11 protein-coding genes are annotated in these 12,825 nt (G+C 69.7%); 4 read left to right on the top strand and 7 right to left on the bottom strand.

From position 1 onward, the window contains the following. Positions 1-112: 112 nt before the first annotated feature. Positions 113-1,129 carry a LamG-like jellyroll fold domain-containing protein gene (locus tag WME90_RS08370; protein WP_437280553.1) on the bottom strand — a complete coding sequence of 339 codons (1,017 nt, stop codon included), beginning with the start codon at positions 1,127-1,129 and terminating at the stop codon, positions 113-115. A gap of 351 nt (positions 1,130-1,480) precedes the next feature. Here WME90_RS08370 and WME90_RS08365 point away from each other — a divergent pair, with 351 nt between their 5' ends. Beyond that, entirely contained in the window at positions 1,481-2,116 is a 636-nt protein-coding gene (locus tag WME90_RS08365; RefSeq protein ID WP_437280552.1) for an HD domain-containing protein, read from the top strand. Positions 2,117-2,178: 62 nt separating this feature from the next. Here the strand turns inward: WME90_RS08365 and WME90_RS08360 are convergent, their stop codons facing one another. The 3 genes from WME90_RS08360 to WME90_RS08350 all read right to left on the bottom strand — a co-directional run bounded on the left by WME90_RS08360 (position 2,179) and on the right by WME90_RS08350 (position 5,401). Then, positions 2,179-4,089: an ATP-binding protein gene (locus WME90_RS08360; RefSeq protein WP_437280551.1), complete on the bottom strand. Its 1,911-nt coding sequence runs from the start codon at positions 4,087-4,089 to the stop codon at positions 2,179-2,181. Positions 4,090-4,330: 241 nt separating this feature from the next. Further along, positions 4,331-4,915 carry a malonic semialdehyde reductase gene (locus WME90_RS08355; RefSeq protein WP_437280550.1) on the bottom strand — a complete coding sequence of 195 codons (585 nt, stop codon included), beginning with the start codon at positions 4,913-4,915 and terminating at the stop codon, positions 4,331-4,333. Positions 4,916-4,972: 57 nt separating this feature from the next. Further along, the gene (locus tag WME90_RS08350) at positions 4,973-5,401 is read right to left on the bottom strand and encodes a DoxX family protein (RefSeq protein WP_437280549.1); all 429 of its coding nucleotides are present in this window, start codon (positions 5,399-5,401) and stop codon (positions 4,973-4,975) included. A 77-nt stretch (positions 5,402-5,478) separates the two neighbouring features. On the opposite strand from WME90_RS08350, the gene WME90_RS08345 reads away from it, so the two are divergent. After that, positions 5,479-6,465, top strand: a complete 987-nt coding sequence (locus tag WME90_RS08345; protein WP_437280548.1) for a LysR family transcriptional regulator — start codon at positions 5,479-5,481, stop codon at positions 6,463-6,465. Between the two features lie 209 nt (positions 6,466-6,674). Here the strand turns inward: WME90_RS08345 and WME90_RS08340 are convergent, their stop codons facing one another. Genes WME90_RS08340 through WME90_RS08330 form a run of 3 tightly spaced genes read right to left on the bottom strand, consistent with a single transcriptional unit; the run spans position 6,675 to position 9,428 of the window. Continuing rightward, the gene (locus WME90_RS08340) at positions 6,675-7,481 is read right to left on the bottom strand and encodes an SDR family NAD(P)-dependent oxidoreductase (RefSeq protein ID WP_437280547.1); all 807 of its coding nucleotides are present in this window, start codon (positions 7,479-7,481) and stop codon (positions 6,675-6,677) included. A 23-nt stretch (positions 7,482-7,504) separates the two neighbouring features. Further along, on the bottom strand, positions 7,505-8,407 hold the full coding sequence (locus tag WME90_RS08335; protein WP_437280546.1) for an SDR family NAD(P)-dependent oxidoreductase: 903 nt from the start codon (positions 8,405-8,407) through the stop codon (positions 7,505-7,507). Between the two features lie 31 nt (positions 8,408-8,438). Beyond that, positions 8,439-9,428, bottom strand: a complete 990-nt coding sequence (locus tag WME90_RS08330; RefSeq protein ID WP_437280545.1) for an AraC family transcriptional regulator ligand-binding domain-containing protein — start codon at positions 9,426-9,428, stop codon at positions 8,439-8,441. Positions 9,429-9,994: 566 nt separating this feature from the next. Here WME90_RS08330 and WME90_RS08325 point away from each other — a divergent pair. Further along, positions 9,995-11,509, top strand: coding sequence for a glucuronyl esterase domain-containing protein (locus WME90_RS08325; protein WP_437280544.1), 1,515 nt, complete (start codon positions 9,995-9,997; stop codon positions 11,507-11,509). A gap of 19 nt (positions 11,510-11,528) precedes the next feature. Then, positions 11,529-12,608 (top strand): hypothetical protein, encoded by a 1,080-nt coding sequence (locus WME90_RS08320; RefSeq protein ID WP_437280543.1) that lies wholly within the window; start codon positions 11,529-11,531, stop codon positions 12,606-12,608. Positions 12,609-12,825: the final 217 nt, after the last annotated feature.

The following is a 12,825-nucleotide window of genomic DNA, read 5'->3' as shown; positions in this document are numbered from 1 at the left end:
GAGCCGCGCCGTCGCCCTCGAGGATGAGGTGGCGGCCCGGGTCGTTCACGAGGCCGAGTGAGCCGGAGCGCGGTCGGCGGCCGGCCGTGAGGCGGGGCCGCCGGACCGCCGCTCACTGCGCCGGGCGATCGTCGCTGGCGAGCAGCGCGGCGGCGTTTCGCTCGATCTCCGCCGGCGTGAGCGCCTTCGCGTAGAGCGCCGCATAGTACAGCGCACCCGAGAAGCTCCGCTCGCCGATCTCGCGGTTGCCAAGGACGAGGTGCCGTCCGTCGGGGAAATCGAGCGTCGTGCCCAGCGGCGGCACGCTCGCGTGCATCGCGCAATAGCCGCTGACCGAGCTGCTCCGCCGGGCCGGAAGGCCGTTGATGTAGAGCCGGACCCGATCCTCCGCGGGCGCCTGGACGGTCGAATCGAACACGCCGTGCACCACGGCGCGCTCCGGGAGCTCGGCGTCCCACGCGCCGCCGCAGTAGTCGCCGTTCCACCAGAGCACGATCTGGCCCGCCGTCTCCGAGCGGAGCGTGAAGCGGCCAGCCTCCGAGCCCGTGCCTATATGAACGATGCGCGAGCCCCCACTGACCACCTCTGCGATGCGGAGCACGGCCTCGATCGTGCCCGCGATGGCGCCCTGGAATGCGCTCTGGACCTTGGTGCCGTCGATCAACGCGGAGGCCCGGCCATCGGCGCCGGCGGCCGTCCAGGAGAGCCCGCTGTGCGCCGCGCCGTCCGCCGCGAAGCTCATCTCCGGCCCGTAGGTCAGCGGGAGCGGCATCGGCGCCTCGGCGGCGTCCTCGACCTGCGCGGGCGCGCTCCCGGTCGTGGCCTCGTCGAGGAAATACCGAGCGATGAGGCCGTCGTCGGTGAGGCAGGACCGGTCGCGCGCGCAATCGACCTCTCCGCCGCCAGCGCCGCCAGCGCCGCCGCCGGCCCCGGCGCCAGCGGTCCCGCCGCCCGCTGCGCTGCTCGGCCCGCCACCGGCCTCCGAGCCGGCGCCGGCGGTCCCGCTGCCCTCTGCCCTGCTACCCCCACCGCCCGATCCAGGACCGGAGCCCGGGAGCTCACCGAGCCGCAACTCGGGGGCACACGCCGCGAGGAGCTGGAGCGAGACAATCAGCGGGGACGCCCTCATGTAGCCGCATCCTACCGCCGCGAGCTCACCGGGAGAAGGCGGCGCGCCCGTTGGCCGAGCCGCCGGCCAGCGGATCGATCCAGACCTCCACGGAGCCGCCCTGCCCACATCGGGTGTGAAGTTGACGGAACGTGGCGGATCCTTCTGATGGTGATCACGCCTGGTCGCCCGCAGGTTGTTCGGCAAGATGGGCGGCCGAATGCCGCGGAGCCGATAGCCGGCCCTGACTCGCCGACGGGTAGAACCTCGCCGGCCTGAAGAACATCCGCCCGAGCGCCCAGGCCCGTGCCCGGCCGGGCGCGAGGCCGCAGGTTCCCTCCGGGCTCGGCGCCACACCAAGGAGAGAGGACCGTGAAGAACGAGATAGCTGGCATCCGCATCCCTGACAGCCACCTGGCCGCGGAAGCGACCGAGCTCGCGCGGGAGATGTCGGCGCCCTTCCTCTTCAACCACGTCATGCGCACGTACATCTTCGGCGCGCTGCTCGCGAAGCGGCGCGGGCTCGATCTCGATCTCGAGCTGTTCTACCTCGGGGCGGCGCTCCATGACCTCGGCCTGGCCGAGAGGTTCCGAGGCCCGGAGCGGTACGAGGTCGAAGGCGCAAACGCGGCGAGCGAGTTCCTGAAGCAGCACGGCGTGCCCGAGGAGGCGATCGGCGTCGTGTGGGACGCAATCGCGCTGCACACCGTGAGGGGGGTCCCGCCCTACAAGCGGCCCGAGGTGGCGCTGCTCCACGTCGGAACCATCATGGACATCACTGGCAAGGACTTGAAGGAGCTCTCTGCGGACGAGGTGGATGAGGTGCTCCAGGCGTACCCGCGTCTCGATTTCAAGCGCGCATTTCCACAGGCAATCGCCGACATGCTCGCCAGCAAGCCGGAGACCGCCTACTACAACTTCACGGCCGATATCGCCGAGCGCCTCGTCCCGGGCTTCCATGCCCCCAATTTCTACGACGTTATCCTGGCGGCGCCGTTCAAGGAGTGACCGGACCCAGCGCGTTGAGATCTGTAGCCAGCCAATCACAGCGATGGCTCGCGAGGCGCGCTTCAGCGATCGGCGAGCGGCAAGGTAAACGAGAAGGTGCTCCCGTCGCCAACCCGGCTCTCCACCCAGATTCGCCCACCGTGCGCCTGGACGATCCCCCGCGCGATCGCCAGACCGAGGCCAGTGCCGCGCTGCCCATTGGTCGGCCGCGTCCAGTACGGGTCGAAGATGCGTGAGAGGTGTTCCGCCGCGATTCCGACACCGGAATCCCGGACGTGGATCCCCACCTCGCCGTCGAGCGCCTCGGCGCGCACGCAGATCGCCCCGCCGTCGGGCGTGAACTTGTGGGCATTCCAGAGCAGGTTGGAGAGGACCTGGACGATCCGGTCGCGATCGGCGAGCACCCGCGGCAGATCCGCTGGAACCTTCACGTGCACCGACAACGAGCGGCCGGTCGCGCCGAAGCGCGCCGTTTCCGTCGCATCCGCCACGAGATCGGAGACCTCGTGGGGAGCGGGCAGGATCGACAATCGGCGAGCGTCGATGCTCGCCACGTCGAGCAGGTCGGCGATAAGGCGGTTGCTGTGGCGCGCTGCGCGCTCGATCGTCCGTACGCCGTCCCGCAACTTCTCCTCGTCGACGCGGGACGCCAGCTCCCGCTTCAGCAGGGCGGCCCGGAGCATGATCGCGCTGAGGGGATTACGAAGATCGTGGGCCACGATGCCGAGCATCTGCTCGCGCTGCCGGACCGCATCCTGTGCCTCGGCACGGGCGCGCATCTCCGACTCGAAGAGGGAATTGCGCTCGACGGCCTGAGCGCACTGATCCGCCATCGTGGCGACCAGCCGGCGCATCGCCGGCTCGAGGCGGCACGGACCCTCGATGACGAATACGAGGCCGCCGAGATCCCGACCGTGGATCCGGAGCGGCAGCGCCACGAGGCGTGGCGAGGCCATCGCCGACATGGTGGGGCTCGGGGCGAAGCGCGTGGCGGCCCCCTCGACCTCGTCGGGGTCCGGCAGCATGACCAGCTCGCCGCGGCACAGGGCCAGGACGATCAGCTGCTCCGGATCGGACGGGATCGCCGGGAAGGGCGACGTCCCGTTGTCGCCGGTCGAGGCCACGAGGCGCAGCCCTCCTGGGTCGTCCGTTCGCAGGTAGGCCCGCGCGCCCTGGGCCCGCAGGATCGTGCCGATCGCGCGGATCGCGACGCAGGCGGACTCTCCGGCGGTGCTCGTGCGGGCGAGCGCGGCCGTGACGCCCTGCAGACGGGCGAGCTGCTCGTGCGCCTCCTCGGCCTGGATCCGGCTCGCCTCCTCGGCCTCGCGGCGGCGACTTTCCCATGACGCCTGCAGCTCGCGCTCAATGGTGTAGGCGATGTGCGCCACCAGCGCGAGCCGCTCGGGGCTGCCGGTCGCGACGGACGTGCTGACGTCGATCGCGCCGACGATCGTACCGTCGGGCGCGTGGATCGGCGCGCCGGTGCACGTGCAATCGTCGAATGCGCTCGCGAAGTGATCCGGCCCGACGATCGCGACCGGGCGATTTGCGGCAATGGCGGTGCCGGCGCCGTTGGTCCCCATCGCCCGCTCCGACCAGTCGAATCCGGGCAGGAGGCCGAATGTCTCCATCATCGGACGAGACGTGCCGACCGAGTGAAGGACGATGCCGTCCCCATCGACGATGTAGACGGCCGGCTCCGACGCCCGTAGCAGCGCGGCGGCCCAGTGCAGGTGAGGGATGGCGGCCCGAACCAGGTCGGCGCTCCGTTCCAGCCTCCTCGCGAGCTCCTCGTCGTCGATCCGCCGGAAGCGCGGACGAACGGGGTCGACCGCCGCCGCCCGACTGCGCTCCCACGAGTCGAGTACGAGACGGCGCAGCGGATCGCCGAGATCCAGCTCGCCGACGAAGTCGTTCCACTTGCGGAACCGTTCTTTCGCGACCGTGGCGCCCGGCGTTCCAGCATCCCCCATGGACATCGACTTCGTAACACGAGAGCTGCGCCAGAGCACGAGCCTGCTGACCCGGCGACTCGCCGTTCACGTCACCAGGCTGGGGAGCGTGGTCGGCGTCGTGCGGCCGCTTGGCCGCATGGTTGTGTTCTCTCGCATGGCTGCGGGGCGCGGGCCTCCACGTCAGGGAAGATGTCGCCTCCTCAGCCCGGCAGTCCGGCCGACAGCAGCGTCGCGTAGACCTCCGGCGGGGGCCGGTCGACTACGCGATACGGCAGGCCTCTTCGAAATCGAGGCGGGGGTTGCGCGGGTAGAGCTTCCCCGGATCGCCATGGCCCAGGTTGATGAGGAGGGTCGATTTCCACGGCACGTCGGCGAAGAACGCGGCGTCGACCTTCTGCCTGTCGAAGCCGCCCATCGGCCCGCAGTCGAGCCCGAGCGCGCGGGCCGCGAGGATCAGGTAGCCGGCCTGGAGCGAGGCGTTCTGGAGGAGAAAGAAGTCGCGCTGCTCCGGCGGCATCCCGGCGAGGGCCTCGCCCATCGTCGGGCGCGCCGGGAAGAGCTTCGGCATCTTCTCGTGAAAGCGCGTGTCGTAGGCGATGATCGCGGTGACGGGCGCGCTCATGGTCTTCTCGACGTTGCCGTCCGCGAGGCAGGGGCGCAGGCGCTCCTTGGCCTCAAGGCTCTTCACGAAGACGATCCGCGCCGGCACGCTGTTGGCGGCGGTCGGGCCGAGGCGCAGGGCCTCGTAGAGGCGGTGCAGGGTCGCGTCGTCGATGGGCTCGGCGAGCCAGCCGTTGTGGGTGCGGGCTTCGAGGAGGACTTGCTGGAGGAGTTGGTCGCTCATGATGTTTGCTCGGTGGTACGTGGGTGAGGTGGGGCGAGTCGTTCGTGAGATCCCGCCTCAGGTCGCGAGCGCGTGCTCGCCGACGCGGGCCTCGGTCTCGGCCTTCGGGGCGCTCGCGAGCCTGCGGCTCTCGGGGCGCAGCGCCCAGGAGGCGGCGGCGATGGCGACGAGGAAGAGGGGAGTGATCACCTTGCCGGCGCCGTCGCCCATGGCGGCGTGGGAGGCGGCGGCGCCGGTGAGATCGAAGAAGATGCCGGCGTACGCCCACTCCTTGAGGCGCGGGAAGCGCGGGGCGAAGAGGGCGACGGCGCCGAGCACCTTCCATACGCCGAGGATGGCGGCGAAGTAGGCCGGGTAGCCGAGGTGCGCCATGCCCTCGAGGACCTGGGGGGAGCCAGAGAGATCGGCGAACCCGCCTGCGGCGAAGGCGAAGCCGAGGAGGCTCGTCGCGATCCAGTAGCCGATGGTGCGTGCCTTGTCGTTCATGAGCGGGCATTCTGCGGCCTGGACACGCCTGTAACAATGCATCAACAGTTGGAAGCACCTGCCAGGATTTGATCCAGATGGCCGAACCCCTCGAGACCTCCGAGCTCCTCGCCTTCTCGAAGACCGTGGAGGCCCGATCCCTGTCCCGCGCCGCCGCCGAGCTCGGCGTCCCTCGCGCCACCATCAGCCGCCGCCTCGCGCGGCTGGAGGAGCGGCTCGGCGTGCGCTTGCTCCGCCGGACGACGCGCAGCCTCGCCCTTACCGACGCGGGCGAGGCGCTCTACCGCCACGCCCGCATCGTGCTCGACGCCGTCCACCACGCCGAGGCGAGCGTGCGCAAGGCCGACGGCGCCGTGCGCGGCGAGCTGCGCGTCTCGGTGCCGCCGATGGTGAACACGAGCTTCAACGCGATGATCTGCGATTTTGCGCGGCGCTACCCCGAGGTCCGCCTCCACGTCCACAGCACGACCCAGCACGTCGACCTCCAGCGCGGCGGCTACGACGTCGCGCTCCGCGCGAGCAGCGCGCTCGAGCCCGGCCTCGTCGCCCGGACGCTGGCGCGCATGCCGCTCCTCGCGGTCGCCTCGCCCGCGTACCTCGAGGCCCGCGGCACGCCGCGCACGCGCCGTGATCTGCGGAGCCACCGCTGCATGATGGGCTTCGCCCGGGGGGAGCTGCCGCAGACGCACTGGCCGTCCTCCGGCGGTAAGTTCCAGGTCGAGGGCGCGCTCTTCACGAACGACGTCCACCTGCTCTGCGACGCCGCGCTCCAGGGCCTCGGCATAGCGCTCTTGCCGCAGCAGGTCGTGCGCCCTCACCTCGAGAGCGGCGCGCTCCTGCACGTGCTGCCAGGCGCGATCCAGGCGGACTCGCACATCGCGGTGGTCTACGCGGAGCGGGAGTTCATGCCGCCGCAGCTCCGCGCCTTCATCGACGCGGTGATGGCGTGGGGAGGGGAGAACCTCCTCCCGCGGGCGGACGCGCCGAAGCCGAAGCAGGCGGCGAAGAGCGGCCTGCGCGCGCGCTCGAGATCGCCCGGCGGCGCCCGGCGCGCCTCCGGATAGCCTCGCCCCGCAGGCTGTGAGGGGAACGCGGTCTTCGATATAGCCCCTCACGACATCCGGGGTGAGCACGGAGCAGACCCCCTGCATGACGCCCCTCCCGACACCCGCCGAAGCTGCGCGGGTTGGCGCTCCTCGAGAGGCTGATGGCGGCCTGAACCGATCGAGCGGGCGGGCGACCCCGCGTCGCCCGTGCGCCGCCCTCCTCGTCGTCACAACGTGGGCGTGGCCCCTCCATCGATGCGAAAGGTCGTGCCCGTCATGAAGTCCATCAGCGGACTCGCGAGGAAGCACACCGCTGCAGCGATGTCGGCCGGCATGCCGAGGCGATCCACCGTCTGATGAACCGCGTTCTTCAACACCCACGCGCGTCCTTCGGCGGGATCGGTCACGCCTTGCTTGGCGGCGACCTCGCGGAACCACCCGTCGAGGCTGGGCGTGTAGATGAGCCCGGGCATGATGCCGTTCGACGTCACGCCGGTCCCGGCCAGGGCCTTCGACAAACTCAGCGTGAAGTTGTTGAGCGCCGCCTTCGATGCGCCGTAGGCACCGAACTGCGCGTGCGGTGAGATCGCGTTGCGCGACGAGATCTGGATGACGCGGCCCCACCGACGCTCCCGCATTCCCGGCACGAACGCCTGCACGAGCCGCACGGCAGGCATCGTGTTGCTCTTGTACTCGTCGAGCCACTCCTCGAGCGGCGCGTCGAACCACGACGCGTGGGCCACGTTCGTCGCGCCGCCCGCGTTGTTGACCAGGATGTCGATGCCGCGACAGGCGCGCTCGGCGGCGTCGATGACGCTGTTCAGACCATCGACGGTCGACAGGTCACCGATCGCGACGGCCGCGCGTCCTCCCGCCGTGGTGATCTCGTTCGCGACCGCCTGTGCGCGCTCGGCGTTGCGGCCGTGCACGACGACCTCGACGCCCTCGCGCGCCATGAGCCGCGCCGTCTCCGCGCCGATGCCCGAGCTCGATCCGGTGACGAGCGCGCGCTTGTCTTTCAGATGAAGTTCCATGGTGTCCTCGCTTTGCGCTCTCGTCAGTTGTGATGCAGCTTCAGCATCGCTCGCCCCACGTCGGTGTCGGCGAAGTCGGGTATGCCGTCGGCGTCGGTGCTCGCGCTGAGGGCCCGGTGGGCATCATCGCTGGCGCCGAGCTCTTGCAGCGTCAGCTTGGCGAGCACGTACGCGTCGCTCCCCAGCAGCAGGCGCCGCGGCTGCCTGTCCATCGACGCAAGCTCGAGCAGCGCCTTCGCGGCCTTCTCGGGCACGCCGCGCGCCGCGCCGGGGTTGCCCCGGAGCCGCTTGTTGGTCGCGCCCACGGTGGCCTCGTAGTCGAGCTGCGACGGGTAGATCGTCATCGAGCTGCCAGCCCAGTCGGTGCCAAAGCCGCCCGGCTCGACGATGGTGACCTGGATGCCGAGCGGCGCGACCTCGTTGAGGACGACCTCGCTGAAGCCCGCGACGGCGAACTTCGCCGCCTGGTACGCGCTCAGACCCGGCGTGCCGCCACGCCGTCCGCCGATGGAGCTGATCTGCAGGATACGCCCGCTGCGCTGCTCGCGCATCACGGGCAGCACCGCGCGCGTGACATGTACGACGCCGTAGAAATTGGCGTCGATCTGCGCGCGGAAATCGTCGAGCGGGATATCTTCAGCCGAGTCGACGTTCGCGTAGCCCGCGTTGTTGACGAGCACGTCGATGCGACCGAAGGCGTCGACCGCTTCCTTGACCGCGCTCACGGCCTGCTCGGGCTGCGTGACGTCGAGCGCCACTGTCTTCACGCGGTCGCCGTGCTGTTTCACGAGGTCATCGAGATCGGCGGGCTTGCGCGCCGAGGCGACGACGCGGTGCCCGGCGGCGAGCACGGCCAGGGCGAGGGCGCGGCCGAGCCCCCGCGAGCTTCCGGTGATGAACCATACTTGCGAGTTGTTCTCCGTCATGCACGAAACATCGTGCGCAAGGCGCCAGCGTTCAAATCCGATCGCGCCACAAATGAATCGAATCGCGCCAGCGGTTCGGGGTCGTCCCCTCCCAGGCTCGGAACGCCCGCGTGAAGGAGTTGACCTCGTCGAAGCCGAGCAGGAAGGCGATCTCGTTGACGTCGACGTCGTCGGTGCGCAGGAGGCGCAGCGCGGCGTGGTGCCGGACCTCGTCGAGCACGCGCTGATAGCTGACCCCCAGCTCGCCCAGGCGCCGCTGTAACGTGCGCGTGCTGAGCGACAGCTCGCGCGCCACCTTCTCGATGCTCGGCCGCTCGCCCGCCATGCGGCGAGCGACCACCGCGCGGACCTGCTCGACGAACGAACCATGCTCGAGGGGCGCGAGCTTCTGGTCGAGGCTGGGGACGAGCACCTGCAACAGGTCGGCGTTGTGCGTGATGAACGGCGTCGTCAGGAGGCGCTCCTCGAGGACGAGCGCGTCGCGCTTCGCGCGGAACCGCAGCGGACAGCCGAAGAAACGCAGCAGCATCGGCTCGTCGCTGCGCGCGCGAGAGAGATCGACGCGCTTCGGCGCGAGCGCGAGCCCGCTGCCTCGCTGCAAGAGCACGAGGAGCGAGGCGAGCGATGCGTCGACCAGACGCGGGGGCATGGGGCCTGGCGCGTGCAGGTAGGTCGTGTGGATCGCCACCTCTCTCCCCGTCGTGTCGATGGCCATGTCCTTCGGCCCGCAAAGCCGCTTGTAGCGGGCGAGCTTGGTCAAGGCGGTGCCGAGGTCGGGAGAGTGCAGCGCCGCGAGCGACGGGATGTCGTACTCGTGCACCTGCGTCTCCATCGCCAGACGAAGCCCGACGTCGTGCGGCGACGACGCGCCGAGCGCTTCCCAGAAGGTGAAAAACTGCGCGGTGCTCAGCTCGCCGCTGGACGGCGCCCGCGCGGCGGCGGTCGCGTGGGGCACGTTCGCGCCGAGGCGCGCGAGCCGAGCGCGCACCGCTGACGAGAGGCGGACGACGTCACCGTTCATCGCGAAGAACCTACCGAGGTCGAGCCGTCACGACCAGTCCGATCGCGCCAACCCGAGGGCGACGGCGCGGCTCAACCTGCCAAAGACATCTTTCATCGGCGACTCGCCGAGCGTCTGCGAGAGCTCGATCGTGCATCTTGATACCTTCGCATAGAAGGCAATTATTCTTTCATCGTGCCATCGAGGTCAAACAGGGAATCGACTTCGGCCTGCTCCTGGCCCCTGGCGTGGGCGAAGGAGACGATTACCAGCTGCGGCCGGATGGATAGAGTCCATCGAAAAGCACGCAAGAGCCCGCTCGGTGGCAAGCCGTCGAAGCAGCGCACCGGCGGCACACCGGTGCGCATCTCGCAAGAATCGACATTTTGCAAGAGCCGAGAACAGTCCACCTGAGCGGTACGCGCAGCGCACGAGCGTTACGAAAAGTAGCACAAAATCAGCTTGAAGACGACCGGCAAAGTGGGGAATAACTTCGGTGGCACTCGCGGGTCGGGCCCTCGTCCGCCATCCTATCGCCCGACCCCAGCGGGTTCCTGTTTCACGACCCCTCACGAGGAGCGCTCAACATGCGTCTGCGCACTGCACGTCCCACGATCTCTTTGGCCCTGTTCGCAGTGCTGCCCTGGATGCTCGCCGCCTGCGGCAGCGACGGCGGCTCGGAGGATCCCAGCGGTTCAGGCGGAAGCCCCGCAGCCAGCACGGGGGGCGTCGGCGGCAGCGGCACCGGAGGGACGCCGACGGGCACTGGTGGAGCGTCCTCTTCTTCGGGCGGTACCCCGACCGGGACGGGCGGCGACGTGACGACGGGTGAAGCCAGCACCGGTGGTGGGGGCCCGGCCGGAACGGGCGGAGCGCCGGGAACCGGTGGTACCGGGGGCGGTGGCGCCGGCGGCGACGCCGAGAGCGCCGAGTGGGGCGAGGTGGAAAACCCTGGAGCCGGGTGCACCGTCGGACCGATGCCGAGCGTCGCTTCGCTCACCGCGAACTCGAAGCTGCCGGACCCCTTCAAGAAGATGGACGGTAGCCGCATCGCGAGCAAGAGCGAGTGGGCCTGCCGGCGCGAAGAGATCCTCCAGCAAGCGTACAAGTTCATCTACGGCGACAAGCCCGTCCCGGCAAAGGCATCCGTGTCCGGTACCGTGAGCACCAGCAGGATCACGGTCGATGTCAAGGATGGCGGCGGCAGCGGCTCATTCAACCTCACCGTGAACATGAACGGGGCGACGGCGCCTGCCCCGGCCATCATCGGCTACGGCGGCCTGAGCGGCATGCCAGTTCCGAGCGGCGTCGCGACGATCACCTTCACCGCGATCGAGTCGACGGGCACCAGCGGCGCGAAGAACGGGCCCTTCTACAGCGTGTACGGCTCGGACCATCCCGCGGGTTACCTCACGGCACAGGCCTGGCAGATCAGCCGCGTCCTCGACGTCTTGGAGCAGAACCCCGGCGTCATCGATCCGCGCCGGGTGGGTGTGACGGGTTGCTCACGCTGGGGCAAGGGTGCCTTCGTCGCCGGCGTGCTCGACAACCGCATCGCCTTGACCATCCCGGTGGAGTCGGGTCTCGGGGGCACGGTCGGCCTGCGCCTCGTCGAGGCGATCGATAGCTACAGCGGCTCCGAATGGCCCTATCACGGCATCAGCTACGTCCGCTGGCTTTCGGAGGTGGCGCTCGGTCAGTTCACCACGGGCAACAACGCCGGGGCCGACAACACGAACAAGCTGCCCGTCGACATGCACGAGATGATGGGCCTCATCGCTCCACGCGGCCTCTACATCGTGGACAACCCGAGCACCATGTACAACGGGCTCGATCGGAACTCGGCGTGGGTCACCGCCAACGTCGGCAAGATGATCTTCGAGGCGCTCGGCGTCGGAGACCACATGGCCTACACGGGCGCAGGTGGGAGCCACTGCCAGTGGCGCTCGCAGTACACTGCATCCCTCAACGCCATGGTCGACAAGTTCCTGAAGGGCAACGACGCTACGGCGACGGGCACTTTCGCTACGGACCTGCCCAACAAGCCCAACCACCTGGACCACATCGACTGGACACCGCCGACGCTCACCGGCGAGCTTTGATCCAGCGCAGAGGTAGCCCATGAAGCACAGCTCGTTCCTCTCTCTCGGGGTCGCCCTGGCCCTGACGCTGGGCGCTTGCGGCCCTGGCCAAGACGGCGACGCCACGGGCGGCACCGGAAGTGGTGGAGCCTCGGGCGGCGCGGTGGGCTCGGGCGGCCAGAGCGCCGCAGGAGGCGCCGGCGGCACGCCGCAAGAGACCGGCGGCGCCTCATCGGGCGGCGGCAGCGGCGGCGGGACGCCGACCGGCGGGGCGGAGCCGAGCGGCGGCACAGCCAGCGGCGGTGGACCCGGAGCAGGCACCGGCGGAGCGCCGGGGTCGGGCGGCGCTCCGGGTGGCGCCTGCACGCGCGAGCTCTTGGATGGCCTCCTGGACGACTACTTCGCCGCTCTCGCCGTCGGGGATCCTTCCAGCCTGCCCCTGGCAGATGGCGTGAAGTTCACCGAAAACGCCGTGCAGGCCGAGATCGGCGCGACGGACTTCTGGAGGAACGCTGGCGAGGTGAAGTACTCGCAGCGCGCCCTGGATACCGAGGCGTGCAGCGCCGGCGCTCAGGCGGTGATTCCGGAAGGCGGGAGGGATCTTCCCGTCGCCCTCCGCATCAAGGTGGAAGGCTCGGAGATGACGGAGATCGAGACGATCGTCGTCCGCCCGGGCGACTACACGGCATCCTTCGCGGTCGCCTCGAATCCCGCCGCGATCATCGCCATCTCGGACGAGATCGGCTGGCACGACGAGGTCCCGGAGGCCGAGCGGGCCACCCGGGAAGAGCTGACGAGCTGGATCGACAAGTACTTTCGCGCGTTCCCCTCCGGCGTCTGCGACGTCACGGGAGCCTGCAAGCGCTTGGAGAACGGGGGCGGCAACTTCTCTTGCCGCACCGGAGCCTCCTGCAGCGCCGGCGATCCTGGGTCCGGCGGCACCTTCATCCCGCGCGTCATCCTGGCCGACGAGGTGCGCGGCATCGCCATCGGCCTCACCATGTTCGACTTCATGACGGACGGGCATCTGGACATGCACATGATCAAGATGTCCGGCGGTGAGGTGCACGCCGTCCACGCCATCCTGCGCGACACGAACGGCGTGTCCGGCTGGGAGTGACGGCGACCTCCCTCGCCGCTCGCGTCGAACCGCCATCGTTCGGGTGGAGGACGCGGAACATGTCCACGAATCCCGGAGGGGCAGGCACCGGCGCGGGTCGATAGGACAAGCAAACGCGTTCCGCAGAGTCATGATTCTCGGAGCCGTTCCTGACTCGTGCCGTCCGACTGTACGAGCTCGTTGACAGAACGGGCCTTACGCCATCAGGCAGGTTTTC

The organism is Sorangium sp. So ce375, assembly GCF_051473855.1.
In the GTDB taxonomy this organism is placed as follows: domain Bacteria; phylum Myxococcota_A; class Polyangia; order Polyangiales; family Polyangiaceae; genus Sorangium.
The sequence above is the reverse complement of the archived record's forward strand: the minus strand, read 5'-3'. Positions and strand labels throughout refer to the sequence as shown.

What these genes read in the sequence shown, in the direction of transcription:
- WME90_RS08345 (WP_437280548.1), top strand. Translation starts at nt 5,479, where the DNA reads ATGGCCGAACCCCTCGAGACCTCCGAGCTCCTCGCCTTCTCGAAGACC.
- WME90_RS08355 (WP_437280550.1), bottom strand. Translation starts at nt 4,915, where the DNA reads ATGAGCGACCAACTCCTCCAGCAAGTCCTCCTCGAAGCCCGCACCCAC.
- WME90_RS08340 (WP_437280547.1), bottom strand. Translation starts at nt 7,481, where the DNA reads ATGGAACTTCATCTGAAAGACAAGCGCGCGCTCGTCACCGGATCGAGC.
- WME90_RS08370 (WP_437280553.1), bottom strand. Translation starts at nt 1,129, where the DNA reads ATGAGGGCGTCCCCGCTGATTGTCTCGCTCCAGCTCCTCGCGGCGTGT.
- WME90_RS08325 (WP_437280544.1), top strand. Translation starts at nt 9,995, where the DNA reads ATGCGTCTGCGCACTGCACGTCCCACGATCTCTTTGGCCCTGTTCGCA.
- WME90_RS08330 (WP_437280545.1), bottom strand. Translation starts at nt 9,428, where the DNA reads ATGAACGGTGACGTCGTCCGCCTCTCGTCAGCGGTGCGCGCTCGGCTC.
- WME90_RS08335 (WP_437280546.1), bottom strand. Translation starts at nt 8,407, where the DNA reads ATGACGGAGAACAACTCGCAAGTATGGTTCATCACCGGAAGCTCGCGG.
- WME90_RS08350 (WP_437280549.1), bottom strand. Translation starts at nt 5,401, where the DNA reads ATGAACGACAAGGCACGCACCATCGGCTACTGGATCGCGACGAGCCTC.
- WME90_RS08320 (WP_437280543.1), top strand. Translation starts at nt 11,529, where the DNA reads ATGAAGCACAGCTCGTTCCTCTCTCTCGGGGTCGCCCTGGCCCTGACG.
- WME90_RS08360 (WP_437280551.1), bottom strand. Translation starts at nt 4,089, where the DNA reads ATGGGGGATGCTGGAACGCCGGGCGCCACGGTCGCGAAAGAACGGTTC.